Raw genomic sequence first — 26,070 nt, 5'->3', positions numbered from 1 at the left:
TCGTCTGGGCTGATGGATCCGTGGGATCGGCTCAGCGGATCAGGGGAACCAGCTCCTCAACGCTCTCGCCCGCCGGCAGGGGAACAGCTGGCCGCTGCCACTGGCCTCCTGGGATTCAAGCTGGTCTGCCTGGAGGCGGAAGTGGCGCTTGTCGCCCACCAGCACACTCACCACCGCAGAGCCCAGGCCCTGCAGGTCGACCAACTGATCGCTGCGGTCCTTGAAGTGCATCCCGATCTGGCCGAGGTCACCGCGCTGGCAGCGGCGCAGGCCGGCGGCCCGCAGGCGCTTGAGCTGACCGCCACGGCTGGCCAGCAGCACGTCGTCACCCTCCCCAGCGGCCACAGCTCCGACCACCGCTTCCCCCGGCAGCAGCCGCATCAGCACGGGCCCCTGGGCCGTGCGCCCCATCACCGGCAGGTTGGCCTCATTCACCTCCAGTTTCAGCACCCGTCCGGTGCTGCTGGCCACGATCAGGTCGTCCCCTTCCCTGCAGCAGACCACCCGCCGCAGGACCACCTCATCGCGGAGTTTGAGCACGCTGATGGCCCGTCCGGAGAGCTCCTGGAACTCGCTGATCGGCAGGCGTTTGAAGCGGCCATCGCTGCTCAGCAGCCCCAGGCTGAGGGCTGGATCGCTCTCCAGGGGGAGCACCTGCACGACCCGTTCGCCCTCCAGGCTGTCGGGGAGGAACTTCTCCAGGTTGCCGGGTTGCTGACCGGCAAACTCCCAGCGCAGCAGGGCCACCCGGCCACCGCTGGTTAAGGCCAGCAGGCTCGGTTGTCCGGTAATCGGCAGGATCAGTCGGGCCGGGGCCGGGTGCTCCCCCAGCTCAACGGGCTCCTCCAGGTGCAGTCGTCCCAGGGTCTGGGGGGCCACGATCCGCACCTGGCCATCGCTGCTGATCAGCAGCCGGCCATCGCTGGCCAGGGCTCCGTAGGCCTGCTGGCGTTGTTGTTCGGCGTTGGGACGCACCGCCGCCGCCCGCAGGGCCACCAGGGCATCGCCCCCTCCACCAGGCGGGTGCGGCGGGGGTGTTGAAGCGCTTCTTGAGCACCTTGAGCTCATGCACCAGCGCCTCGAGCAGGCTGCTGCGGTTGTCGAGCAGTTCCCGCAGCCGCGTGCGCTCGTTCCGCAGCTCCTTGGCTTCGCTGCGAAGGCCGTCCTGCTCCAGGCCTGTGAGCCGGCGCAGGGGCATGGCCAGCACGGCCTCCGCCTGCCGTTCGCTGAGGTCGAGGTGCACCTGCAGGCTGGCCTTGGCTGAGGCGGCGTCGCTGGCCGCCTGGATCAGCTCGATCACCCGCTGGAGGGAATCAAGGGCTTTGATCAGCCCCTCCACCACCTCCAGTCGGTCCTCGGCGCGCTTGAGGGCATGGTTGGTGCGGCGGATCAGGGTGCGTTCGCGGTACTCCAGGAACTGCTCCAGCAGCTGGCGCAGGCTCAGTTGCTGGGGCTTGCCATTCACCAGGGCCAGCAGGATGGCGCCGAAGTTGCTCTGCAGGGCCGTGCGCCGTTGCAGTTCGCTCAGCACCTTGTCGGCTTCCGCATCCCGGCGCAGCTCCACCACCACGCGCATGCCGTCGCGATCGCTTTCATCGCGGATGTCGGCGATCCCGCCGATCTTGCCGTCGTTCACCTGCTCGGCCAGTTTCTCGATCCAGCCCGCCTTGCTGAGCTGATAGGGCAGCTCGGTGATCACCACGGCAGAGCGCCGGTGGCGGCCCTTGCCGGGTTGGACCTCTTCGATGTGGGCCACCCCGCGCATGGGGATGCTGCCGCGGCCGTTGAGATAGGTGTCGCGCACGCCGCTGCCGAGGAGGACCTCTCCGCCGGTGGGGAAGTCAGGGCCGGGCACCAGGGCCAGCAGCTTCTCGTCGCTGAGGTCAGGGTTGCGCACCAGGGCGATCACGGCGTCCACCACTTCCCCGAGGTTGTGGGGGGAATGTTCGTCGCCATGCCCACGGCAATGCCCGAGCAGCCGTTCAGCAGCAGGAAGGGCAGCTGGGCGGGCAGCACCGTGGGCTCCTGTTGGGAGCCGTCGAAGTTGGGAGCGAAATCGACGGTGTCGCTGCCGATCTCATCGAGCAGCCCCTCGTGGGAGATCGGTGCCAGCCGCGTCTCCGTGTAGCGCATGGCGGCGGCCGGGTCGTCGTCCACCGAACCGAAGTTGCCGTGGCCGTCCAGCAGGGGATGGCGGCTGGCGAAGGTCTGCACCAGCCGCACCAGGGCGTCGTAGACCGCCTGGTCGCCATGGGGGTGGTACTTGCCCAGCACATCGCCCACGACCCGGGCGCACTTGCGGTAGGGCCGATCCGGGGTCAGCCCCAGCTCGTGCATCGCGAAGAGAATGCGCCGCTGCACCGGTTTGAGGCCGTCGCGCACGTCCGGCAGGGCCCGCCCCACGATCACGCTCATGGCGTACTCGAGGTAGGAGCGCTGCATCTCGTGATGCAGGGCGATGGGCTGGATGCGCTCCTCGGCCATCCGGGTTCGGGCTCAAGGGGCGGAAGGGGCTCAGCCTACAGATCTCGCTGCGGGCACCAAAACCCCTGAGAGAGCCTCATTCGTCGGGTTCCTGGCTGCCGTTGCCGGCATTGGCCAGGGCACGTTCGACCACCGATTTGAGCTCGGGACGGCCCAACAGCCGTTTGGTGGCGGCCCGCAGCTTGTTGCCCCAGAGTTGTTCCTTCTGGTACGTCTCCAGGACGTAGCTGGGTTCCCCCTCCAGGGCGCGCTTGGCCAAGCGCAGGGCTTCCTCGTTGTTGTTGCCGCTGCCGTTAAGGGCCGCGGCCAGGGCCAGGGTGGGCTCGGAGGCGCTGGATTTGATCTGCAGGGCCTGACGCCAGCGCTCGATCGCCTCGCGCGGGCGGCTCAGCTCGAACAGCACCAGGGCCTGGTTGTTGATCGCCTCCCAGAAGCCCTTGCGCAGGGAGGCGGCCTTCTCGAAGGAGCCGAGGGCGGCCGTGGGGTTGTTGAGCAGAATCTGGGCGTTGCCCAGGTCGAAGTGGGCCCCGGGGTTCTTGCCGTTCAGCTTGAGACCCTGCTCCAGGTAGCCAAGCGCCTGCTTCGGCTGGCCGTCCCGCAGGGCCAGGGAGCCCTGGGCGAACAGGATGCCCGGGTTGCGGGGATCCAGCTGCTTGGCCCGCGCCAACGCTTTGGAGGCCTCCTTGGGCTGGTTGCTGCGCAACTGGGCTTCCGCCAGCAGCACCCAACCCCGGGGGTCACCGGGCAGCAGTTGCACGGTCAGGGCCGCCAGCTTGGCGGCATCCTCGGGCTGACCCAGCCGCAGCAGGCGAGAGGCCGCCTGGGCGATGCCGAGGCCGGACGCCTCCAGTTCCTGGGGGCGAGGGATGTACACGTAGGGCACGAACGCCTGGGCCGCCGGCGCCGTCCCCACCTCCAGGCCACCGGCCACCAGGCCGAAGGCCAGTGGAGCGGCCGCCAGTGACCGCAACCAGCGGGGAATCATGGAGGTCTGTCGTGATTTGAAGCAGCCTAGGGGTCTCGCCCCAGGGCGGCCCTGACATTCCGTCGCCACATCCAGGGTTTGATGCGGCGCAGGGCTGAGGCCCTCAGCCGTTCATCCCATTCCGCGTCGCTCCAGCCCAGGGCCTGCTCGGGTTCCAGGTTCAGCATCCAGGGCCGCGGCTGCACATCCGGATCGCTGGAGGGCTCCAACGCCGGCCCGTTCCAGGGGCAGACGTCCTGGCAGATGTCACAGCCGGCCACCCAGGGCCCCAGGCCTGCCTTGATCGCAGCCGGAAGGGTTGGTTCGCGGCTTTCGATCGTGTGGAAGGCCAGGCAACGGCGGGCATCCACCACGAAGGGCTCGCTGATCGCGCCGGTGGGGCAGGCCTCGAGGCAGCGGCTGCAGCTGCCGCAGAGGGGCTCCGCAGGACTGTCGGCGGGCAGCTCCACGGTGGTGAGCAGGTGGCCGAGCAGCAGCCAGGAGCCCCTGTGCCGGTGGATGAGATTGCCGTTTTTGCCAATCCAGCCCAGGCCCGCCTCCTCCGCCCAGGCCTTGTCCAGCAGTGGTGCCGCATCCACGCACACCCGCCAGCGACTGTCCGGCACCTGCTGCCCCAGCCAGCGCCCCAGTCGCCGCAACCGCCCATCGATCACCCGGTGGTAATCCCGGCCCCAGCCGTAGCGCGCGATCGCCAGGGAGCCGGGGCCCGCCCGGCGGCCACGTGGTAGCTCAACCCCACCGCCACGAGGCTGCGCACCCCTCCAGCAGGCCTTCCACCCGGGTGCGGCGGGGGTCCGCCATCCAGCCCATCGACCCCTGGTGGCCCGCCTGGAGCCAGCGCTCCAGGGCGGCGGTGCGCAGGCGCAGATTGGCGCCACCGGGCACGGCGGCGATGCCGACCGGATCGAAGCCCAGCGCCTTCGCCTCCTGTTTCAGCCGCTGGGCCAGGTCGGTTCTCACCCGTACAGTTGCGCGACATCGTCATTGTGATGTGACCACCCTTGCCGCCTCCGGGCGTTTCTCCACCGTTCTGCGCTGGCTCGGCCTCACCCTTGTGGTGCTGCTCCTGCTGCAGCTCGTGGCCACCTTGATTCCCTGGGCCTGGAGCGAGGAGGCTTTCCGTCAGCTGGTGGTGGAACGCCTGGTGAGCCAGGCGCCCATGGCCCTGCTTGGGTTGCTGCTGGTGCTGCTCTCCTCACGCCTCGACCATCCCAACGAGAAGCACACCCCCGTCCGCTGGCTGGTCACCGGCATCAGTGCCGTGCTGGCGATCGCCCTGCTGGTGGCCGTGCCGGTGTCGATCAGCGGCGATCGGGCGCTCTCCGACCAGGCCGAGCAGCAGCTGGCCGCCCAGCGCAGCCAGGTGCAGGCAGCCCGTGCCCAGATGAAGAACCCCCAGGCCCTCGAGCAGTTGGTGGCCCAGTTGGAGCAGTCCGGACAGCTGCCTCCGGGCGGCACGGCCGAGCAGAAACTTCAGCTGGTGAAGGTGCAGTTCGAGAGCCGCTTGCAGCAGGCGGACAAGCAGATTCAGCAGGCCGAACGGGCCCGGGATCTGTCGATCAACCAGCGTCGGTTCGGCGGCACGGGCTCGGCCTTGGTGCTGGCGGTGGCCTTCACCTTGCTGGCGCTCGCCTCGGCGCTCTGACGGCTGGCTAGGTTGCACGGAGATCTACGACCGCCGGATCTCCGGGTCGCCACTTGGTTCAATCCAGTCCCCGAACCGATCAACCGCTGCCCAGCAGGCTCCAGCAGGATCTCAAGAACGACCTGATCGCTGGTCTGCTGGTGGTGATTCCGCTGGCGACCACCATCTGGCTGGCCACCACGGTCAGCCGTTTCGTGCTGGCGTTCCTGACCACGATCCCCAAGCAGTTCAACCCGTTCAACACCCTCAATCCGCTGCTGCAGGAGCTGATCAACCTCGGCGTGGGTCTGCTGGTGCCGCTGCTGGGGATCCTGCTGATCGGTCTGATGGCCCGCAACATCGTCGGTCGCTGGCTGCTGGAGTTCGGCGAAGGAACCCTGTTGCGCATCCCCCTGGCGGGATCGGTCTACAAGACCCTCAAGCAGCTGCTGGAAACCTTCCTGCGCGACAACTCCACGCGCTTTCGGCGGGTGGTCTTGGTGGAGTACCCCCGCGAGGGTCTCTATGCGCTTGGTTTCGTCACCGGGGTGATCGGATCTTCGGTGCAGGCGGGATTTCCTCAGCCGATGCTGAGCGTGTTCATCCCCACCGCCCCGAATCCCACCACCGGTTGGTATGCCGTCGTGCCCGAGACGGCCGTTCAGGACATCGACCTGTCGGTGGAGGATGCCTTCCGCACGATCATCTCGGCCGGCATCGTCAGCCCGGATGAGCGTGAAACACCGGCCAGCCGGAGTTTTTCCAGCTTGCTCGCCCAGCTGCGGGCCCCCGCTTATTCCACTCCTCCCCCAACAAGGCCTGAGCCCAGGCTGGTCTCACCAGGTGCCCGATGCAGAGTCGATCCGTTGCCCGAGAACTGGCCCTGCTGATGCTGGGCCAGACCAACGACCGCGTTCCCGCCGCCGATCTGGCCTTGGATGGGCTGCTCAACCAGGCCTTGGCGACCCTGGCCCAGCACGTGCGTGAAGCCCTCGACCGCTCCGCCAGCGCCCTTCAGGAGGCGCAAGAGCATCTGCTTGAGAGCGAGTTGCTCGATGGCCAGGACCGCCTGCCCCAGGTGCGCGACCACCTGCAGCAGGGCCTCACCCAGGCGGAGCTGGCGCTCAACCAGCTTTCCGCCAGCCTGGAATTGCCGCGGCTGCTGCTGCTGGCTGACCAGGAGGGAGTGCGCAGGGGTGCGCTGGATCGCGCCCGGGCCGTGCTCCAGCGGCGGGAGGCCCTGGATGCCCGCCTCGATGGGGTGATGGAAGGCTGGCGCCTCACCCGCCTGCCGCGCATTGACCGCGACATCCTGCGCCTGGCGGCGGCGGAGATCGAGGCCTTCGGCACGCCGCCGGCGGTGGCCTGCAACGAGGCCGTGGAACTCGCCAATCGCTACAGCGACGAGCAGGGCCGGCGGATGATCAATGGCGTGCTGCGCCGTTTCACCCAGGCGGTGTCCTGAGCGATGGAGTTCGACTGGTTCCAGCGGGGTCGCAGCGCGGCCAGTGAGGGCGCGGCCCCCACGCCTGAGCCTGGGCCGATCCCAGAACAGCCGATCCCAGGCGCCACCGCTCCGCTGGAGGCTCCTCCCCCGCCTGAACCTGCCGCACCGGCCCCCGCGGCAGCGGCTGATCAGGCCCGCGAGGAGGCCCTCGACTGGGCGCGCCAGGCCTATGCGCGGCTGAAGCAGAAGCAGGAGGCCGAGCGCCTGGCCGCTGAGACGGCAGCAGGGCTGGAGGTCGCCGTCGTTTCGCCCGAGGCCCAGGCGCCGGCCCCTTCGGTGGCCGCTCCTCCCGAACCTTCTGGGGTCGAGCCACCCCAGGCGGGCTTGTCGCTGCTGGAGCAGGCCGCGGCCGAGCGCAGTCAGCGCCAACGGGAGTTGCTGGAGCGCGCTCCCCAGTCGCCGGAGGCACACGATGAGGATCAGCCCCAGCTGGGCGCCTTCGACGCCGATTTCACCTGGTCGGCGGAGGTGCTGGCGGCCCAGGGCCGTGAGCTCGATCAGGTCTCCCTGGAGGAGATCGACTGGCTCTCGCGTCTGCGGCGTGGGATGGAGAAGTCCCGCCAGGGGCTGGTCACCCAGCTTCTGGAGACCTTCGGTGATGACCCGCTCGGGCCGGAGGTGCTCGAGGACCTCGAATCCCTGCTGCTGCGCGCGGATGTGGGCGTCACGGCCACCGATCAGGTGCTCGAAGCCCTGCGCCGCCGACTCAACGAGCAGGTGGTGGACCCCTCCGAGGGGATCCGCTTCCTCAAGCAGCAGCTCCAGGAGTTGCTGGAGCGGCCGATCAACGCTAGTGGGCGTCCCCTGCTGGCCCCGGAGCGGGGCCGGTTGAACGTGTGGTTGCTGGTGGGGGTGAACGGTGTGGGCAAGACCACCACCCTCGGCAAGCTGGCCAACCTGGCGGTGCGCAGCGGCTACTCCTGCCTGATCGCCGCCGCCGACACCTTCCGGGCCGCGGCGGTGGAACAGGTGAAGGTCTGGGCTGAGCGCAGCGGTGTGGCCGTGATCGCCAACACCTCAGCCAATGCTGATCCTGCCGCCGTGGTCTTCGATGCGATCGGGGCGGCCCAGTCCAAGGGCCTCGATCTGGTGCTGGTGGACACCGCCGGACGGCTGCAGACCAAGCACAACTTGATGGAGGAGCTGGCCAAGGTGCGGCGCATCATTGATCGCCTGGCGCCGGAGGCCGCGGTGGAATCCCTGCTGGTGCTCGATTCCAGCCAGGGCCAGAACGGCCTGCGCCAGGCGATGGCCTTCGCCAAGGCCGCCGGGCTCACCGGTGTGGTGCTCACCAAGCTCGATGGCAGCTCCCGGGGTGGGGTGGCGGTGGCCGTGGCCTCCGAGGCTGGGTTGCCGATCCGCTTCATCGGCGCCGGCGAAACGATCCGCGACCTGCGGCCGTTCAATAGCTTTGAGTTCGTTGAGGCTCTGTTGGCGATCTAGGGTCCACGGCCCTGGGATACCCAGGTGCCGCTGCTACCTTTCGAGTCCTCCGCGGCCGCTCCGTTGAGCAGCCAGCCGTCCGCTTTCGGTTCCCCCCTGCCGTCTTCGGCGCCGCTGAAGGCAGCGGGAGCGGCCACTGCTGCGGCCTCGCTGCGGGAGCTGCTGGACAGCCTCAGCCGCGAGCAACGCCGCAATCTGGAACTGCTCAGTTCCCTGGGCTTTGCCCTGCGCAGCTACACCAACCTCAACCGCTTTCTGGAGTTGGTGCCCCTGGTGGCCTCCCGTCTGGTGGGGGCCGAGGGAGCCGTGCTGGTGGTGTTCCACAGCGATGGCAGGCTGTGGCGGGAGCAATTGCAGGTGAGCGCCCCTGAACCCTATGGGGAGCGGCTGCGCCAGCTGGGGCGGCTCGAGGACCGCCAGCTGGCGATCGAGGCGGGCGAGGAGGTGGTCGCCCAACGGCTCGATCAGCACCTGGGCCGCCTGCTCAAGGATCAGCTCTTTTTCGGCACCTCCGTGGTGGCGCGTAACCGCCAGCGGGGGCGCCTTTATGTGTTCGGCGCGAGGGAATCTCTGAACTGGAGCGACGTGCACCGCCGTCACGTGCAACTGGTGGCCGATCTCACTGGCGTGGCCCTGGAGAGCGAAGCCCTGGTGCAGGACCGGCGCCTGCACGAGCGCCTGGACCGTCAGCTCAGCACCGGCGCCGAGATTCAGGCCCAGCTCCTTCCGGACCACTGCCCGGTGATCGAAGGTGTCGAGTTGGCGGCCCGTTGCCGCCCCGCCTTCCAGGTGGGAGGTGACTACTACGACTTCATCCCCACCCGCCCCCAACTGCTGGGTCGTCTGCGGGAGCAGGGCCGCTGGGCCCTGGTGATGGGGGACGTGATGGGCAAGGGGTGCCCGCCGGGCTGCTGATGACTCTTTTGCGGGGAATGCTGCGGGCTGAGGTGCTCAGCGGCCTGCCACCGGATCGCATCCTCCATGACCTCAACCAGCTGGCCCAGGAGGACCTGGCCCACTCCCACCGCTTCGTCACGCTCTTCTATTCCGACTTCGACCCCCGCACCCGCCTGCTGCGCTACGCCAACGCGGCCCACAACCCGCCGCTGATCTGGCGCCGTCAGCGCAACAGCGTCGATCGGCTCGATGCGCCGGGCCTGCTGATCGGCCTGCAGCCCGATGCCGATTACGGCAGCGAGCAACTGGTGCTGGAGCCGGGTGACGTGCTCCTCTACTACACCGATGGGGTCACCGAGGCCGCCGGTTTCTCCGGCGAGCGCTTCGATGAGGAGCGGTTGATGCGGGCCCTGCAGACGGCCGGTCGCTCCGGCATCGGCGCCCAGGGCATTCTCGATCAGCTCTTCGGCCGCCTGGATCGCTTTGTCGGTCCCGATCGCCAGCTTGAGGACGACGCCTCGATGGTGGTGCTCAAGGTGCGGGAGGAGGTGGCGCTGCCCCCGTTGCCGATCTGAACCCTTGGCGTCGGGTGCCAAGCTGAAGGATTGCGGTTGTTCAGCGGCCCCGATGGCACCCGACGCACCTGAATCCAAGCCGGCGGTCGGTGTCACGGGGGTGCGGACGGCAGCTGGAGCAACCGTTTCGAGCAGGGGCTGCATCCGGCGATCGAGCGCTTCAACGCCTCGATCGGCTTCGACCTCGAGCTGCTGCCCCAGGACCTGGACGGCTCGATCGCCCATGCCCGCATGCTCGGCAGCTGCGGCGTGATCACGGCCGAGGAGGCCGAGCAGCTGGTGGCGGGCCTGGAGACCATCCGCGCCGAGGCGGCGGCCGGTGCGTTCAACCCCGGGCTGGAGGCCGAGGACGTGCATTTCGCCGTCGAGCGGCGGCTGATCGACTTGTTGGGTTCCCTGGGCAAGAAGCTGCACACCGGCCGCAGCCGCAACGACCAGGTGGGCACCGACCTGCGGCTGTGGTTGCGGCAGAAGATCGACCACATCGACGGGGCCCTGGTGCGGTACGAGCGGGCGTTGCTCGCCCTGGCCGAGGCCCATGCTCAGACCCTGATTCCGGGCTACACCCATCTGCAGCGGGCTCAGCCGATCTGTCTGGCCCACCATCTGCTGGCCTACGTGGAGATGGCCGAGCGCGATCGCCAGCGCCTGGGCGACCTGCGCCGGCGGGTGAACATCTCTCCTTTGGGCGCAGCGGCCCTGGCGGGGACCCCGGTGCCGATCGATCGCCGTCACACCGCCGAGGCCCTGGGCTTCGAAGCGATCTACGCCAACAGCCTCGATGCCGTCAGCGACCGGGATTTCACCGTCGAGTTCAGTGCCGCCGCCAGCCTGGTGATGGTGCACCTCAGCCGCCTGAGTGAGGAGGTGATTCTCTGGGCCAGTGAGGAGTTTGGGTTCGTGCGCCTCAGCGACCGCTGCGCCACCGGCAGCAGCCTGATGCCCCAGAAGAAGAACCCCGATGTGCCCGAGCTGGTGCGGGGCAAGGCCGGCCGGGTCTTCGGCCATCTCCAGGGCCTGCTGGTGATGATCAAGGGCCTGCCCCTGGCTTACAACAAAGACTTCCAGGAGGACAAGGAGGCCCTGTTCGACGTGGTTCGCACCACGCTCGATTGCCTCGAGGCGATGGCGATCCTGTTGGAAGAAGGGATCAGCTTCCGCCCTGAGCGCCTGGAGGCGGCGGTGGCGGCCGATTTCTCCAACGCCACCGATGTGGCCGACTATCTCGCGGCCAAGGGGGTGCCGTTTCGAGAGGCCTATCAGTTGGTGGGAGGACTGGTGGAAGCGCTGTCTGGCCGAGGGGGTCCTGCTGCGGGAACTGCCCCTGGAGCGTTGGCAGGAGCTTCATCCGGCCTTCGCCGCCGACATTTTTGAAGCGATCCACCCCCGCCAGGTGGTGGCGGCCCGACGCAGTGAGGGGGGACCGGATTCGAGCAGGTGGCGAAGCAACTGCGGAGGGCCGCGGCCCGTCTGGAGCCCTGAACGTGCGTTTTTCGGGGCGTGGTCGGATGTCCCATTCGGACTAATCTTGGAAGGTGAGAGGTCACTGATTCGATCCTTGGATCGTGTGCTGTGACCTCCCCGATCCCGGTCATTCGGTCCCATCCGTCCGTGAGCATTTTTGTCGGTAACCTCCCCTTCCGCGCGGAGCAGGAAGACGTGGCGGAGTTGTTTGCCCCCTTCGGTGGTGTGGTCAATTGCTCCCTCCCCTGGAGCGGGACACCGGGCGCAAGCGGGGATTCGCCTTCGTCGAACTGGCCGATGATGCCGCCGAAGGCCGCGCTATTGACGCCCTGCAGGGCGCCGAATTGATGGGCCGTCCGCTGCGGATCAACAAGGCAGAGCCCCGTGGCAGTGGCGCCCCCAGGCGTTCGGGTGGCGGTTACGGCGGCGGCGGCGGTGGTGGAGGCTATGGCGGTGATCGTCCGGCCGAGCGCGGTGGCTACGGCGGTGGTGGTGGTTATGGCGTGGGTGGCGGTGGCGGTGGCGGCTATCGGGGTGCCGCCAGCCCCGCGTCCGGCGCGGAGACCGAACGGGGTTCCGGGGCCAGCGGCTGGGAGGACCGCAGCTACGGCGGTGGCGCCGAGGGCTTCGAGGAGGGCCGCAGCCGCCGGCGGCGCAGCGGCAGCACCGGTGCTGGAGCCGACAGCTCCAGCGACGATGGCTACGGCGGGGCTGAGGTCTGAGCCAGGGCCGCTCCCTTGGTCCCGGGGATCTGCCGGTGCAGGGTAATCAGCCGGCTTGATTCAGAGGCCGCGGTCCTCCAGTTGCAGGGCCGCCCTCACCAGCACCTCCGGCCCCGCGCCTCTGGCCCCGGCGGCTTCACCAAGCTGCCGGCGCCAGTGGCGCGCTCCAGGCACCCCTTCCACCACCTGCACCAGGTGGCGGGCGATCGGCCATAGCCGCCCGCCGCCGGCACACCAGCGCTCCGCATAGGGAACCAAGCCCCGCACCACCGATGAGGCCGAGGCCAGCGTTGCCCCGCTCTCGCCGAACAGGTCCCGGTCCACACTCCGCCAGCGCAGGGGGTGGTCGTAGGCGGCCCGCCCCACCATCACCCCGTCGAGATGCTCCAGGTGGGGACGGCAGTCCTCCAGGTGCTGCAGACCGCCATTGAGTTCAATGCGCAGCTCCGGCCGTTCCTGCTTGAGCTGGTGAACGAGCTCGGGGCGCAGGGGGGAATGGTGCGGTTCTGCTTGGGGTCGAGGCCGCTGAGCCAGGCCTTGCGCGCGTGCACGCTGAAGCGACTCGCTCCGGCGGCGGCCACCCGGTCGACGAAGGCCAGCAGGGCTTCGAAGGAATCGAGCGCATCGATGCCGATGCGGTGCTTGACGGTCACGGGCAGGGGCCCGGCGGCGGCCATGGCCGCCACGCATTGGGCGACCCTGTCCGGTTGAGCCATCAGGCAGGCCCCGAAGCGGCCCTTCTGCACCTTTTCACTGGGACAGCCCAGGTTCAGGTTGATCTCGTCGTAATTCCAGTCGGCGGCCAAGCGGGCGGCCTGGGCGAGCTGGGCCGGATCATCGCCACCCACCTGAAGGGCCAGGGGTTTCTCGCTGGGATCGAAGGCCAGGAGCGTCTCCCGCCTGCCGTGGTGCAGGGCCTGGGCCACGACCATCTCGGTGTAGAGCAGGCTGCGGCGGGTGATCTGGCGCATCAGCACCCGAAAGTGCCGATCGGTGTAGTCCATCATCGGAGCCACACTGAAGCGATGGGCGGCGAAGACGTCATCCATCGCCCCATGCTGCCCTTCGCCCGGTCCACCCATGCCTCCAGCGTTTGCGACCCCCTGGCCCCTGGTGGTGGCCGGTGGTGGTGCAGCGGGGTTCATGGCGGCGATCAGCGCCGCCGAAGCGGGGCTCAAAGGGGTGCTGCTGCTGGAGGCCACCCCCACACCCCTGGCGAAGGTGTTGATCAGCGGTGGTGGCCGTTGCAATGTCACCCACGCCTGCTGGGACCCCCGCGCGTTGGTGGGCCATTACCCCCGGGGCGGCCGGGCGTTACTGGGTCCCTTCAGCCGCTTTGCCACTGCCGAGGCGGTCGAGTGGTTCAAGGCCCACGGCCTGGAGCTGGTGGAGGAAGCCGATGGGCGCCTGTTCCCCCGCAGCAACCGCTCGAGTGCGGTGGTGGCCAGCCTTCGGGAGGCGGCCCAGGCGGCGGGGGTGACCCTGCGCACCGGTGCGGCCCTGCAAACGGCCGAAGCGCTCCAGCCAGAGGGTTTTGAGCTGAGCCTGCGAGCGAGCGAAGGCCCCACGGAGTTGCGCTGCTGCCAGCTGCTGCTGGCCACCGGCGGTCACCCCAGCGGCCGTCAGATCGCCGCGCGCCTCGGCCACACGCTCGTGCCGCCGGTGCCTTCGCTGTTCACGCTGGCGCTGAAACCCAACCCGTTGCAGGAGCTAGCCGGGGTGGTCATGGATCCGGTGCGCCTGCAGTTGGAGCTTCCGGGAGCTCGCTTCCAGCAGCAGGGGCCGGTGCTGGTGACCCACTGGGGCCTCAGCGGTCCGGCCACCCTGCGGCTGACCGCCTTCGCCGCCCGGGCGTTGAAGGAGCAGGGATACCGCGCTCAGCTACGGGTGGATTGGAGCGGTGGCCGCAGCCAGCAGGATCTGGAGGTTGCCTTCGAGGGACTGCGGCGTGATCAGGCCCGTCGTCAGTTGAGCAGCTGGCGGCCCTGGCCCGAGCTCAGCCGCCGGCTCTGGCTGCATCTGCTGGCCGTTTGCGGCATCGAGGGCACGGGCCGTTGGGCGGAGCTGCGGCGGCCCCAGCAAAAGGCCCTGATCGACGCCCTTCGGGCCAGCCGCTACGCGGTGGGGGGTCGTGGCCCCTTTGGCGAAGAGTTCGTCACCGCTGGGGGGTGAGCCTCGGGGAGGTGAACCTGGCCACCATGGCCAGCCGCAAGCTGACCGGGCTGTATTTCGCCGGAGAGTTATTGGATGTGGATGGCATCACCGGTGGCTTCAATTTCCAGCACTGCTGGAGCTCCGGTTGGCTCGCGGGACGGGCGTTGGCCGCGTCAGCGGATCTTGTCGAAGACGGAGAACATCGGTAGATACATCGCCACCAGGATGGAGGCCACCATGCCGCCGACGATCACGATCATGAACGGTTCGATCAAGGCCGTCAGTGCTTTGGTGGTAGTACTCACTTCGTCCTCGTAAAAGTCGGCCACTTTGGTCAGCATCTTATCCATTTCACCGGTTTCCTCGCCGATCGCCAACATGCTCATCGCCATCTCTGGAAACACATTTCCCTTGTTCAAGGAGCTGCTGAGGGGGATGCCCTCCTGCACATCTTTTCTGGAGGCGCCGATCGCATCGGAGATGATCGTGTTGCCGGCGGTTTCCTGAACGATCTCCAGGCAAAGCAGGATCGGCACGCCTGCCCTGCTCAGGGAGCTGTAGACGCGGCAAAACTGGGCGGTGGCGCTTTTTTGGATGAGGTCACCAAAGAGGGGAACCTTAAGCATCAAGGCATCCACCTTGCGTCGCCCCGCTGGTGTGGCATAAAAGCGGCCAAAAAGCCAGGCCGCCAGCATGATTCCACCGACCAGAAAGAAGGAGAAGGAGGATCGCAACAGAGCGCTGAGATTCACCAGGGCTTGCGTGAAGGCGGGTAGTTCAGCGCCCAGTTGTTTGAAGATATCGGCAAATTGAGGGATCACGAAGATCGTCATTCCCAGAAAAACGCCGATGGCGATGACGAACACGGCAACGGGATAGCCCAGGGCCCCCTTGATCTGGTTCTGAAGCTTTGAGATGTTCTCGAGCAGAATCGCCAGGCGCCTGAGGGTTTCATCCAGCACACCGCCGGCCTCGCCCGCCTCCACCATGGCCACGAACAACCGATCAAAGATCTTGGGAAACTTGCGCATGGAGCTTCCCAGGTTGCCGCCCTGGTTCACATCCACACTGATCTGGCTGATCGCCCGTTTGAACATGGGCAACTTCTGCTGGTGGGCCATCAGATCAAGGCTGCGCACGATCGGCACGCCCGCATCGACCATGGCCGCCAATTTGGTGGCGAAGATCGCCTTGTCCTTCACCCCTGGGACCTTTTCAAAGGCTGCGCCCAGTTCCATGCTGAGGAGTGAATTGGCGCCTTTCTTCTCGGCTCCCCCTTGGCTCCGGCTTGGGCGCCATTGCCGGCCACCAGGCTTGAAGGGGCGATGCCCCGGCGCCGCAGGTCCCGTTTGGCCGCATTTTGATCGGCCGCTGTGAGTTTCAGCTGTCGTTGCTGACCCAGGGTGTTGGTGTAGGTGGCGGTGAAGGTGGGCATCGATCGTTAAGAGAGGGAATGAATCAAATCTTGTTTTCGAGCAGCCGGTTCAATTCCTCTGGCTTGCTGGCTTTGCCCTGGGCCTCTTTGGCGCTGATCTCGCCTCTGAGAACCATATCGGCCAAGGCCTTCTCCAGGGTGATCATGCCGAAGGTGGCACCGGTCTGGATCTGGGAGTAGATCTGGGCTGTCTTGCCTTCACGGATCAGGTTCCCGAGGGCGGGCGTGTTGATCATGATCTCCTGGGCCATCACCCGGCCGAACTGACCGGGCTCAGGATTGAGCCGCTTGCACAGGGTCTGCGAGAAGACGGCCAGAAGGCTGTTGCTCAGCTGCACCCGAATCTGGGTCTGCTGGGCCGCCGGAAACACATCCACCATGCGGTCCACGGTCTGGGCGGCGGAGCTGGTGTGCAGGGTTCCGAAGACCAGGTGGCCCGTTTCGGCGGCGGTGATGGCCAGCTGAATCGTTTCCAGGTCGCGCATTTCCCCCACCAGAATCACATCCGGGTCTTCGCGCAGGGCTGCCCGCAGGGCATTGGCGAAGCTCTTGGTGTCGTCATGGAGCTGGCGTTGATGCACCAGAGATTTATCGTTTTTGTAGGTGAATTCGATCGGATCTTCGACCGTGATGATGTGTTCGGCCCTGGTGTGGTTGATGTGATCGAGCAGGGCCGCCAGCGTGGTGGTTTTCCCTGATCCGGTGGGTCCGGTGACCAGCACCAGGCCCCGGGGCTTGCGGCTCATTTCCTCCACCACAGGAGGCAGGTTGAGGGATTCCAGGCTGGGAACGTCGTTGCCCAGGGCCCGCAGGCAGGCGGCGTAAGTACCTCGCTGGCGGTAGACGTTGACCCGAAAGCGGGCCACGCCCTTGAGGCCGTAGGAACAATCCAGTTCCCAGTTTTGCTCCAGCTGTTTGCGCTGAGCATTGTTCACCATGGAAAAAATCAGCCGGTTGCAGTCTTCCTCGGAGAGTTTGTCTTCTGTGATCGGCTGAAGTTGGCCATTGAATCGACCGTAGGGAGGGTGTCCTGTGGCGAGGTGAAGGTCGCTGCCGCCATCCTTGACCACTTTCATCATCAGGTCTTCGATCAAGAGCTCCATGGCCGCGATGCTTTTCGCCTATTGTGTTCGATCAGAAGGCAAACAGCAAGCATCGAAACGAGTTTCAGCCACGGGCTGTCAGGCAGTAGGGGCACTCGAGCCATTCATCGCGCATGCCGGCGCCGCAGCCCCGGCAGGTGCTCGTGGTGATCGCTCGGGCCCGGCGCTCCGATTCCAGACCTGAGTCGGTGAGGATCATGCGTTCAATTTCCTCCAGGGTTGTGTAGCCCTGACGGACCAGATCTAGTCCGTAGCTAAGCAAGGTCTTCATGCCCGATTCGATCGCAATTTTGCGAATCTGATCAGTGGTGGCTTGCTGGGAGATCGCCGAGGTCAGATTTTCATTGATTCGCAGAACTTCATAGATTCCGATCCGACCCTTATAACCGCTGCCTTGACAAGTCTGGCAGATGCCACTGCCGACATGGTTGGTTTTTTTGGCTTTGTAGAAGGTGACATTTTCCTCAGAGCTGCTGAGCAGTCCGAAGCGCCCCAATTCCTGCGAAGAGGGGTGATACTCCATGCGGCAGCTGGGGCAGACGCGGCGCACCAGACGCTGGGAGACAATCCCAAGCAGGGAGGCGCTGACCATGAACGGCTCCACACCCATTTCCGCCAGGCGGGCGATGGCGCTGGGGGCGTCGTTGCAATGGAGGGTGGTGAGCACCAAGTGTCCGGTCAAGGCCGCCTCAATGGCGGTCTTGGCGGTTTCCAGGTCCCGGGTTTCCCCCACCAGGAGCACGTCGGGATCCTGACGCATGAAGGCCCGCAGCGCCAGGGAGAAGTCGAAGCCCTTTTCACGGTTCACCTGGCTCTGGGTGATGCCCTTGAGGGTGTATTCGATTGGATCTTCGACCGTGGAAATGTTGATGTCCGGGCTGTTGCGCTCAGCCAGGAGCGAATAGAGCGTGGTGGATTTACCCGAGCCTGTGGGCCCGGTCACCAGAATCATGCCGAAGGGTTTCGAACCAAGGTCGCGAAGGGTTTCCAGGGCAACAGGATCGGTGATCAGCTTGTCGAGGCCCAGCTGGGTGGCGCCGCTGTCCAGCAGCCGCATCACCACTTTCTCCCCATACTTGGTAGGAAGTGTGCTGACCCGAAGATCGAAGGTGCGGCCCCTGAACACCCGTCTGATGCGGCCATCCTGGGGCATGCGACGCTCGGCGATGTCCAGCTCGGACATGATTTTCAAGCGTGAGGTGACCGCTGGAATGATGTTCTTGGGCAGTTTTTCCAGCTGTTGCAGCACCCCGTCCTGCCTGAAACGGATCACCAGGCCATCTTCCTGTGGTTCGACGTGAATATCACTGGTGCCCGTACTCAGCGCCTGGATCAGGATCTTGTCCACCAGGCTGATGATCGGTGAGGCGTTGGAGGCGTTGATGCTGGACTCCAGGTCCATGTTGTTGGGGTCCTCCTCCTGGGACTCCTCCAACCGTCCGGGGATGTTGAGGTCATCAAGCAGGGAGAGCCGAACTGGTGGTAACTCTTCCTCGCCTTCCCCCTCGATGGGCTCCTCCAGCAGGGCGCCGGCATCGCTGTCGTCGGGGACGAGGGATTGACCGCTGAGGGCGGCTTCGATCTCTTCCTGCAGTGCCATCCGCAGCTCGGTCTCGAGGCCCTTGGCGGTCAGTTCTTCCCCGAGGGCCAGCCGTTGCTCCAGGCCCCAGAACGTAGGGATGGCGATCGTTGCCCGGTTCCCCTCCCTGCCCACCACCAGACAGCCCAGTTCGCGGCTGCGTTCAGGGCTGAGCACCGCTTCGTTGCCGCTGGCTTCGGCGCCGCCACGGGCCAGCACGTCCGGCCGCAGCACCTGTTCCCCCATCAGCAACTCCACTTCAAGCCGTTGCTGGGCCACGGTCTTGGCAGCGGGAACCGGACGGGCGGGCGTGAGGGTCATGGCGACGGCAGGCTGGAGGTTCAAAGGTGCGGGCTTCCCCGCTTGTGGGAGGCGGGCCCAGACGTTCAACATGTCTAAGTCCAAATTCTGGTTCAGTCAGCATGAGCGGCGAAGCCACGCCTTCCTCTTCCCAGGGCAACCATGCCGCCGAGGGCGCGTCAGACCACCCGGTGGATGACCTCAACGGGCTCGGGGCCGACGCCGGCCAGGCGGCGGGCGAGCCGGTAGACGCTTCGGCCCAGGCTGACGCCTTTCGGGCTCCTCAGGCGGAAGGGGGCGATGCCGAGCGACGTCCCCTTCTCGAAGCCGAGATCGAGCGCCTCAAGGCCGACAACGAGAGCCTGCGGGCCCAATACATGCGCATTGCCGCCGATTTCGACAACTTCCGCAAGCGCCAGAGCCGCGATCAGGACGACCTCAAGCAGCAGATCATCTGTTCCACCTTGAGCGAAGTTCTGCCGGTGGTGGACAACTTCGATCGGGCTCGCCAGCAGCTCAACCCCGAGGGGAGGAGGCCCTGAGCCTGCATCGCAGTTACCAGGGTCTCTACAAACAGTTGGTGGACGTGTTCAAGCAGTTGGGGGTGTCCCCGATGCGGGTGGAGGGGGAACCCTTTGATCCCAGCCTGCACGAGGCGGTGCTGCGGGAGCCAAGTGAGGAGCACCCCGAAGACGTGGTGATCGCCGAGCTGCAGCGGGGGTACCACCTCGATGGGCGTGTGTTGCGCCACGCACTGGTGAAGGTGTCGATGGGCCCTGGTCCCAGCTCCGGTGACGCCCCCAACCCGGCAGCGCAGGACGTCCAGGCGGGCTGAGACCTCTGCTGGTCCCAGGCGCGGGGGTCGGTTCTCACCCCTTCGGAGTGGCCGCTGGTGAGTTTTAGGGTGGCAGCGACTGACAGGGCCGATGGCGGATTACTACGACCTGCTTGGGGTGCCACGGGAGGCAGACGCCGAGACCCTCAAGCGGGCCTACCGCCGTCTGGCTCGCCAGTACCACCCGGACATCAACAAGGATCCCGGCGCCGAGGATCGCTTCAAGGAAATCGGTCGCGCCTACGAGGTGCTCAGCGATCCCCAGACCCGCTCCCGCTACGACCAGTTCGGTGAGGCGGGCCTGGGCGGTGCCGCCGGAGCCCCCGACATGGGCGATATGGGCGGGTTCGCCGACCTGTTCGAGACCTTCTTCAGCGGATTCGGCGGAGCTGGCGGCGCTCCGGGCCCCGCCGCCGCGGCCCTCGCCAGGGGGATGACCTGCGCCTTGACCTCACGATCAGCTTCAAGGAGGCGATCTTCGGCCAGGAGCGGGACGTGCAGATCCGCCATCTGGAAACCTGCACCACCTGCAGTGGTTCCGGGGCGAAATCAGGCAGCGGGCCCACCACCTGTGGCACCTGCAACGGTGCCGGCCAGGTGCGTCGGGCCACCCGCACTCCCTTCGGCAGCTTCACCCAGGTGGCCCCCTGCCCCACCTGTGAGGGCACCGGCCAGGTGATCGCCGACCCCTGCAATGCCTGTGGTGGCCAGGGCCTGCAGCAGGTGCGCAAGAAGCTGCGCCTGAACATTCCCGCCGGGGTCGATTCCGGCACCCGCCTGCGGGTGGCCGGTGAGGGCAACGCTGGCCAGCGGGGCGGCCCCGCGGGGGATCTGTATGTGTTCCTGACCGTTCAGACCAATTCCCAGCTGCGCCGCGACGGGATCCACATCCACTCCGAGGTCAGCGTCAGCTACCTGCAGGCGATCCTGGGCGATCGCATCGAGGTGGAAACGGTGGATGGCCCGGAAACCCTTGAGATTCCAGCCGGCACCCAGCCCGGCGCGGTGCTCACGCTGACGGGCAAGGGGGTGCCCAAGCTCGGCAACCCTGTGGCGCGAGGCAATCATCAGTTCACCATCAAGGTGAAGTTGCCCACCAAGCTCTCGAGCGAGGAACGCTCCCTGCTCGATCAACTGGCCGGTCACCACGCCAGCAAGGACCATCCCCACAAGAGCGGCCTGTTCGGCGGGCTGTTCGGTTGATGCACGCCCTCGACCTGCGCGGTACCCCCTGTCCGGTGAACTTCATCCGCGCCCGGTTGGCCCTTGAGGCGATCGAGCCCGGCGAGTGCCTGTGGGTGGATCTGGAGGCGGGGGAGCCGGAGCGTTCCGTGGGTGAGGGTTTGCGCCGTGAGGGTCACGCGGTGGAGGTGAGCCCCAGCGAAAACGGCTCCGTGCGCCTGCTGATCCGCCGCCATGGCGGCTGAGGCCCGGGTGGTGGCCCTTCAGGCCAATTTCTGCCAGGTGCAGCTCAGCCGACCCGGTCCCGGAGCGGTCGAGCGCCTGCTGTGCACCCGCCGCACCCGGCTGGGGAAGCGCGGTCAGCAGATCTGTGTGGGTGATTGGGTGAGCGTGGAGGCGATCGACTGGGTGGAGCGGCGCGGCGCCATCGCTGGGCGCGGGGATCGGCAGAGCCTGCTGGAGCGGCCGGCCGTGGCCAATTGCACCCGCATCGTCGTGGTGGTCTCCCTGGCTCAACCCGAACCCGATCCCCTTCAGCTCACCCGTTTCCTGATCACCGCCGAGCGCAGCCACCAGCAGGTGGAGGTGTTGTTCAGCAAGGCCGATCAGGTGCCCACAGAGCAGGTGGAGGCGTGGGTGAGGCGGTTGGAGGGTTGGGGCTACGCGGCCCTGGCGGTGTCCAGCCTGAGCGGTCTGGGGTTGGGCGAGCTGGCGGCTCGGCTCTCCACTCCGGGGCTCAGCGTGCTCTGCGGGCCCTCGGGGGTGGGCAAGAGCAGCCTGCTCAATGCCCTGCTGCCGGCGTTGCGGTTGCGGGTGGCCGCCGTGTCAGGTCGCCTGCAGCGGGGGCGCCACACCACCCGCCACGTGGAGCTGTTTGCCCTGGCCCAAGGGGCGCTGGTGGCGGATTCTCCGGGCTTCAACCGGCCCGATCTGCCCAGCGATCCCCAGGCCCTGGGACGACTGTTTCCCGAGATCCGCCAGGCGCTGGCGATCAGCCCCTGTCGGTTCAAGAATTGTCTCCACCAGGGGATCCCGGCTGCGCCGTCGGCCAGCACTGGGACCGGTACGGGCTCTACGGCCAGTGCCTGCAGGACATCGCCTTCGGCGCTGAGGCCCCCGTGAACGCTCGGTGCCTGTGCCCCAGCGGACCGGGGACTCCCGCCGTCTGCAGCGTCAGCGGCTTCAGGAGGAAATCGAGGATGAGGGAGAGATCAGCCTCCGAAACCCGGCAAATTGAGACCGCCGGTGAGCTGCTCCATGCGCTCCTTCATCGTGGTGGTGGAGAGCTCATAGGCCGCCTTGAGCGCTTCAAGGGTGGCGGTTTCGGTGGCTACGGCGCCTTCGCTCACCAGTTCAGGCGCGAGGCTGATCCTCAGCGGCTGCTGGTTGCCCGACAGCCAGACACTGGCGCGGCCATCCTCACTCTTCCCCTCCAGTTCGAGCGCATCGAGTTCATCCTGCAGTTTCTGGGCGTCCTGCTGGATCTGCTGGGCCTTGCGGAACGCTTCGGTGAGCTGGCCGAAGTTGGGAAGCCCGAAGCCGGACATGGATGCGATGCGGAGGTCTGGGCAGGCTAGGTCCTGGGGCCCAGTCGTTTCACCTCTGGATGCAGCCAGAGTCCATGGGCGGCGAGCACCTGCTGCTGCACCAGGGCGATCAGCCCATCGATGTCCCTGGCCGTGGCACCGCCTGTGTTGACGATGAAGTTGGCGTGCAACGGCGAAACCTGGGCGGCGCCCACCCGGGTGCCCTTGAGTCCCAGGTTCTCGATCAGTTGGCCCGCCTTCAGGGGTTCCGGGTTGCGGAAGACGCTGCCGCAACTTGGTTGCTGGTAGGGCTGGGTGCTGGTGCGGCTGAGCAGGTTGGCGCTGGTGCGCCGGCTGATCTCCGCCGGGTCATGGCCCGCCGTCAGCCGAAACCGGGCCGAGAGCACCACCAGGGGTTCCTCCTGCAGACGGCTGTGGCGGTAGGCGAAGGCCAGCTCCGCCGCCTTGAGCACGAAGGGTGTGCGGCCGCGCCCGGGGTCGAGCACGGTCACTTCCTCAAGCCAGTCGGCCGTGCAGCCCCCTGGGCCCCCGCGTTCATCACCACGGCCCCGCCCACGGTGCCGGGGATGCCCACCGCCCACTCCAGCCCACTGAGACCGGCGCGGGCAGCCTTGCGGGCCAGGGTGGGGATCGGCTCCCCTGCTTGGGCCTCCACCAACCCAGAGCTTGCCTCAAGTGTGCTGCCCTGGAGACGGCGGAGGCAGAGGATCAGTCCCCCCAGACCGGCGTCGGCGATCAGCAGGTTGGAGCCGGCGCCGATCAGCTGCAGGTCGAGACCCTCGACCGTCGCCCAGCGGCTCAGGGAGATCAGCTGTTCGGGGGTTTCCGGCTCGGCGAACCATTGGGCGGGCCCCCCACTTTCCAGGTGGTGTACTCCGCGAGCGGGATCGCCTGGCGCAGGCCGGCAGGGCGCAGACCAGTGGCCATCGCTCAGGCCGCCAGGGCCGGGGCGGCGTTGGGTTTTTCCAGGGCCTGGAGTCCGTCCCAGAGACCATTCACGTCACCGGCACCCATGGCCAGCACCAGATCCCCTTCCCGGCTGTGGCGACCCACCTGTTCGGCCAGGTGCAGGAGATCCTGGCTCACCCATACGGGCAGATCGGGCTTGAGCCGAGCCATGCACTGGGCGAGCGCTTCGCTGGAGATGCCCTTGATGGGGGCCTCGCCGGCCGCATAGAGCGGTGCCAGCAGCACCGCGTCGGCTTCGCAGAGCGCCTTGGCGAAGCCCTCGAGAAATTCGGCGGTGCGGCTGTAGCGATGGGGCTGGAACACCGCCACCAGCCGGCGGGGGGCACCGGCAGGGGCTGCGGCCGCTGCTGATCATCAACCGCGCCATCGCCAGAGTGGCCCCCACCTCGCTGGGGTGATGGGCGTAGTCGTCGACCACCTGGCGCCCGTGCCAGCTGCCGCGGAAGTCGAATCGGCGGCCAGGGGGCTGCAGCGACTGGATCGCCTGCTTCAGTTCGGCGAAGGACACCCCTGGAGCCGGCAGGCGGCCAGGGCGGCGGTGGCGTTGCTGAGGTTGTGGAGACCCGGCAGGGGCAGCTCGAACAGGCCCAGGCTCTGGCCTTGTTCGAAGAACTCGGCTTCGGTGCGGTCGCCATCGAGGCGCCGGGGAAGGGCGGCGAAATCCATCCCTTCGCTGCGGCTGACCGACCACCAGGCCTGGGGCTCGAAGTGCTTCCGCAGGATCGGATCGTCGTGGTTGGCCAGCACCGATTCGCAGCCGCTGGCGAACCGCTTCAAGGTGGCGATCAGGGTCCCCAGGTCGGGGTAGTGATCGGTGTGGTCGAGCTCCAGGTTGGTGATCACCCCGAGGCTGGGCCTGAATTTCACCAGCGAGCCGTCGGATTCATCGGCCTCCGCCACCAGGAGCCGACCGGCGCCGTTGCGGCCATTGCTGCCGAAGGCGGGCACGATGCCGCCGATCACGGCCGTGGGGTCGTGGTTGGTGGCCAACAAGAGCGTGGCCACCAGGGTGCTGGTGGTGGTTTTGCCGTGGCTGCCGGCGATGGCGATCGAGGTCTGGCCGTTGATCAGGGCCGCCAGCACGTCGGAGCGATGACAGATCTCCAGGCCGGCGGAGCGGGCCGCGGTCAGTTCGGGGTTTGCCTCCGGCACGGCGGTGCTGATCACCACCAGCGGTGACCTTGAGATGCCGCTGCGGATGGCATCAATGGTGGCGCCGTTCTGCTGACGGAACACCCGAACCCCCGCTGGCGCAGGTCCTGGAGCACGGCGCTGTCCTTGGGGTCCGAGCCGCTGACGTTGAAGCCCCGATCGGCCAGGATCCCCGCCAGCGCCGACATCCCGATTCCGCCAACCCCGATGAAGTGGAGAGGTTGCTGACGATCGAGCACAGGTCCCAAGGGAGCGTCCAAACCTGATCGAAGTTAAGCCGGGATGGTCCCCTTGTCTCTAGCGCCTGTCGCAAGGCGAGATCTGTCGGTTCGTGCCGTGACCGGGGAAGGCGGACCCCTATTTCTGTATGATTCGCATCCGAATCACCCGTTTTAGTAACGGGTTTCCCCCCTGCCATGACCTTGCGTGTTGCGATCAATGGATTCGGCCGAATTGGTCGCAACTTCATGCGTTGTTGGCTGAGCCGTGGCGTCAACACCGGTATCGAGGTGGTTGGTCTCAACGACACGTCCGATCCCCGCACCAACTCCCACCTGCTCCAGTACGACTCGATGCTCGGGCACATCCGGGATGCCGAGGTCAGCTACTCCGATAGCGCGATCATCGTCAACGGCCGGGAGATCAAATGCTTCTCCGACCGCAATCCGCTCAACCTCCCCTGGAAGGAGTGGGGCGTGGACCTGGTGATCGAGGCCACCGGCGTCTTCAACGACGACGTGGGCGCCAGCAAGCACATTCAGGCGGGTGCCAGGAAAGTGATTCTCACCGCCCCCGGCAAGGGTGCCGGTGTGGGCACCTTCGTGGTGGGGGTCAATGCCGATCAGTACCGGCACGAGGATTTCGACATCCTCAGCAATGCCAGCTGCACCACCAACTGCATGGCACCGCTGGTCAAGGTTCTCGACCAGACCTTCGGCATCGTCAAGGGCACGATGACCACCACCCACAGCTACACCGGTGACCAGCGCATTCTCGACGCCTCCCACCGCGACCTGCGCCGGGCCCGGGCCGCCGCCGTGAACATCGTGCCCACCAGCACGGGCGCCGCCCAGGCCGTGGCCCTGGTCTATCCGCCCATGAAGGGCAAGCTCAGCGGCATCGCCATGCGGGTGCCCACCCCCAATGTGTCGGTGGTGGACATGGTGCTGGAAGTGGGTCGCCCCACCAACCGGGACGAAGTGAACGCCGTGCTGAAGGGAGCTTCCGAGGGTGCCATGAAGGGCATCATCAAGTACTCCGATCTGCCCCTGGTCTCCTCCGACCACGCCGGCACAGACGAATCCGCGATCGTCGACTCCGACCTCACCCTGGTGATGGGGGACAACATGCTGAAGGTGATCGCCTGGTACGACAACGAGTGGGGCTACAGCCAGCGGGTGGTCGATCTGGCCGAAGTGGTCTCCAGGAACTGGAAGTGACGTTTCGTTTATGTTGGCCGCCCCTGGGATGGGGCGGCTTTTTTGTGCAGCGCTTCAGTGCGTCGAAACCGTTCAGTTGGCCTCGAAGTGGCGGTAGCCGAGATTCGGGCTGAGCGACTCACCCGTTTCGGCCCAAAGCACCTGCCCAGGGCCTTCGACGAGTCGGCCAATCGCCGCGCTGCCGGGCAGGGCGTCCAAGAAGGCCTCGCACCAGCCGGGGGACAGGGCGAGCACCAGCTCGAAGTCCTCCCCGCCCCCGAGGCACCAGGCCTCCGCCAGGGCAAGGGGTGCCAGGGTCGGATCGATCGGTAGGGCGGCCCGCTCCAGCAGGGCGGTGCAACTGCTGCCGCGGGCCAGCAGGGTCACGGCCGTGGCCAGGCCATCGCTGCTGTCGGTGCCGCCGACCCGCCAGGGCTCCTGGGGCGGTCGGCTGCGCTCCAGGGCTTCCACGGCATCGAAGCGGGGGAGGGGGCGGCGATGGGCCCGGATGGCCCGTTGAACCCCCTCGCCCTCCAGGGACTCTTTGGGCGTTTCGCCCAGCAGCAGGGCGAGCCCCAGGCGGCTGAGGCCGTGGGGGCCGGTGCTGACCAGCCGATCTCCCGGGCGGCCATCGCCGCGGCCGATTGCCTCCCCCGGCGTCAGCTGCCCCAGGGCCGTGATCGCCAGCATCCGCT

The 26,070-nt window shown here is 67.1% G+C and carries 12 protein-coding genes and 12 pseudogenes; 13 read left to right on the top strand and 11 right to left on the bottom strand.

Annotation, left to right across the window (positions count from 1 at the left end):
• Positions 1 to 31: 31 nt before the first annotated feature.
• The 3 genes and pseudogenes from AAF143_RS06180 to queG all read right to left on the bottom strand — a co-directional run bounded on the left by AAF143_RS06180 (position 32) and on the right by queG (position 4,429).
• A pseudogene (locus tag AAF143_RS06180) lies at positions 32 to 2,484 on the bottom strand (DNA gyrase/topoisomerase IV subunit A).
• A gap of 76 nt (positions 2,485 to 2,560) precedes the next feature.
• Positions 2,561 to 3,469 (bottom strand): tetratricopeptide repeat protein, encoded by a 909-nt coding sequence (locus tag AAF143_RS06175; RefSeq protein ID WP_255009286.1) that lies wholly within the window; start codon positions 3,467 to 3,469, stop codon positions 2,561 to 2,563.
• Positions 3,470 to 3,495: 26 nt separating this feature from the next.
• Positions 3,496 to 4,429: pseudogene (gene queG / locus AAF143_RS06170) on the bottom strand (tRNA epoxyqueuosine(34) reductase QueG).
• Positions 4,430 to 4,460: 31 nt separating this feature from the next.
• Here queG and AAF143_RS06165 point away from each other — a divergent pair.
• The 7 genes and pseudogenes from AAF143_RS06165 (at position 4,461) to AAF143_RS06135 (ending at position 11,701) form a co-directional block, all read left to right on the top strand.
• Complete coding sequence (locus tag AAF143_RS06165; protein WP_255009277.1) at positions 4,461 to 5,114, top strand: HpsJ family protein; 654 nt, start codon at positions 4,461 to 4,463, stop codon at positions 5,112 to 5,114.
• A 53-nt stretch (positions 5,115 to 5,167) separates the two neighbouring features.
• Positions 5,168 to 5,983 carry a DUF502 domain-containing protein gene (locus tag AAF143_RS06160; protein WP_414026649.1) on the top strand — a complete coding sequence of 272 codons (816 nt, stop codon included), beginning with the start codon at positions 5,168 to 5,170 and terminating at the stop codon, positions 5,981 to 5,983.
• Entirely contained in the window at positions 5,944 to 6,558 is a 615-nt protein-coding gene (nusB, locus tag AAF143_RS06155; RefSeq protein ID WP_255009274.1) for a transcription antitermination factor NusB, read from the top strand. The genes AAF143_RS06160 and nusB overlap by 40 nt, the downstream gene beginning before the upstream one ends.
• A 3-nt stretch (positions 6,559 to 6,561) precedes the next feature.
• Positions 6,562 to 8,043 (top strand): signal recognition particle-docking protein FtsY, encoded by a 1,482-nt coding sequence (ftsY, locus tag AAF143_RS06150; protein WP_255009272.1) that lies wholly within the window; start codon positions 6,562 to 6,564, stop codon positions 8,041 to 8,043.
• A gap of 96 nt (positions 8,044 to 8,139) precedes the next feature.
• Positions 8,140 to 9,515, top strand: a pseudogene (locus tag AAF143_RS06145) (PP2C family protein-serine/threonine phosphatase).
• 72 nt (positions 9,516 to 9,587) lie between these two features.
• Positions 9,588 to 10,997 (top strand): annotated as a pseudogene (gene argH / locus AAF143_RS06140) (argininosuccinate lyase).
• Between the two features lie 129 nt (positions 10,998 to 11,126).
• Positions 11,127 to 11,701, top strand: a pseudogene (locus tag AAF143_RS06135) (RNA recognition motif domain-containing protein).
• A gap of 60 nt (positions 11,702 to 11,761) precedes the next feature.
• On the opposite strand, the pseudogene dusA reads toward AAF143_RS06135, so the two are convergent.
• Positions 11,762 to 12,750, bottom strand: a pseudogene (gene dusA, locus AAF143_RS06130) (tRNA dihydrouridine(20/20a) synthase DusA).
• Positions 12,751 to 12,781: 31 nt separating this feature from the next.
• On the opposite strand from dusA, the pseudogene AAF143_RS06125 reads away from it, so the two are divergent.
• Positions 12,782 to 14,064: pseudogene (locus AAF143_RS06125) on the top strand (NAD(P)/FAD-dependent oxidoreductase).
• Here AAF143_RS06125 and AAF143_RS06120 read toward each other — a convergent pair.
• The 3 genes and pseudogenes from AAF143_RS06120 to AAF143_RS06110 form a co-directional block, all read right to left on the bottom strand.
• Positions 14,029 to 15,290: pseudogene (locus AAF143_RS06120) on the bottom strand (type II secretion system F family protein). The pseudogenes AAF143_RS06125 and AAF143_RS06120 sit on opposite strands and share 36 nt — an antisense overlap.
• Positions 15,291 to 15,313: 23 nt before the next feature.
• Positions 15,314 to 16,393 (bottom strand): type IV pilus twitching motility protein PilT, encoded by a 1,080-nt coding sequence (locus AAF143_RS06115; protein ID WP_255009261.1) that lies wholly within the window; start codon positions 16,391 to 16,393, stop codon positions 15,314 to 15,316.
• Positions 16,394 to 16,457: 64 nt separating this feature from the next.
• A complete protein-coding gene (locus tag AAF143_RS06110) occupies positions 16,458 to 18,293 on the bottom strand; it encodes a GspE/PulE family protein (protein WP_255009259.1) in 1,836 nt (611 codons plus the stop codon).
• Positions 18,294 to 18,394: 101 nt separating this feature from the next.
• On the opposite strand from AAF143_RS06110, the pseudogene grpE reads away from it, so the two are divergent.
• The 4 genes and pseudogenes from grpE (at position 18,395) to rsgA (ending at position 21,411) form a co-directional block, all read left to right on the top strand.
• A pseudogene (gene grpE / locus AAF143_RS06105) lies at positions 18,395 to 19,107 on the top strand (nucleotide exchange factor GrpE).
• Between the two features lie 91 nt (positions 19,108 to 19,198).
• Positions 19,199 to 20,310 (top strand): annotated as a pseudogene (gene dnaJ, locus AAF143_RS06100) (molecular chaperone DnaJ).
• Positions 20,310 to 20,534: a sulfurtransferase TusA family protein gene (locus AAF143_RS06095; RefSeq protein ID WP_255009253.1), complete on the top strand. Its 225-nt coding sequence runs from the start codon at positions 20,310 to 20,312 to the stop codon at positions 20,532 to 20,534. Before dnaJ ends, AAF143_RS06095 begins: the two are co-directional and overlap by 1 nt.
• A complete protein-coding gene (rsgA, locus tag AAF143_RS06090; protein WP_414026648.1) occupies positions 20,524 to 21,411 on the top strand; it encodes a ribosome small subunit-dependent GTPase A in 888 nt (295 codons plus the stop codon). The genes AAF143_RS06095 and rsgA overlap by 11 nt, the downstream gene beginning before the upstream one ends.
• Before the next feature lie 89 nt (positions 21,412 to 21,500).
• Here rsgA and AAF143_RS06085 read toward each other — a convergent pair whose 3' ends face one another.
• From AAF143_RS06085 to murC, 3 genes and pseudogenes are all read right to left on the bottom strand, one after another.
• On the bottom strand, positions 21,501 to 21,836 hold the full coding sequence (locus tag AAF143_RS06085; RefSeq protein WP_255009250.1) for a YbaB/EbfC family nucleoid-associated protein: 336 nt from the start codon (positions 21,834 to 21,836) through the stop codon (positions 21,501 to 21,503).
• Positions 21,837 to 21,862: 26 nt separating this feature from the next.
• Positions 21,863 to 22,763, bottom strand: a pseudogene (gene murB / locus AAF143_RS06080) (UDP-N-acetylmuramate dehydrogenase).
• Positions 22,764 to 22,766: 3 nt separating this feature from the next.
• Positions 22,767 to 24,205: pseudogene (gene murC, locus AAF143_RS06075) on the bottom strand (UDP-N-acetylmuramate--L-alanine ligase).
• A gap of 168 nt (positions 24,206 to 24,373) precedes the next feature.
• Between murC and gap the strand changes: the two are divergent.
• Positions 24,374 to 25,396, top strand: coding sequence for a type I glyceraldehyde-3-phosphate dehydrogenase (gene gap / locus AAF143_RS06070; protein WP_255009244.1), 1,023 nt, complete (start codon positions 24,374 to 24,376; stop codon positions 25,394 to 25,396).
• Positions 25,397 to 25,468: 72 nt separating this feature from the next.
• On the opposite strand, the gene AAF143_RS06065 is transcribed toward gap, so the two are convergent.
• A complete protein-coding gene (locus AAF143_RS06065) occupies positions 25,469 to 26,065 on the bottom strand; it encodes a thiamine-phosphate kinase (protein WP_414026928.1) in 597 nt (198 codons plus the stop codon).
• Positions 26,066 to 26,070: the final 5 nt, after the last annotated feature.

The sequence above is a fragment of the Cyanobium sp. ATX-6F1 genome (genome assembly GCF_047395825.1).
In the GTDB taxonomy this organism is placed as follows: domain Bacteria; phylum Cyanobacteriota; class Cyanobacteriia; order PCC-6307; family Cyanobiaceae; genus ATX-6F1.
This window is presented reverse-complemented; position numbering and strand designations above follow the sequence as displayed.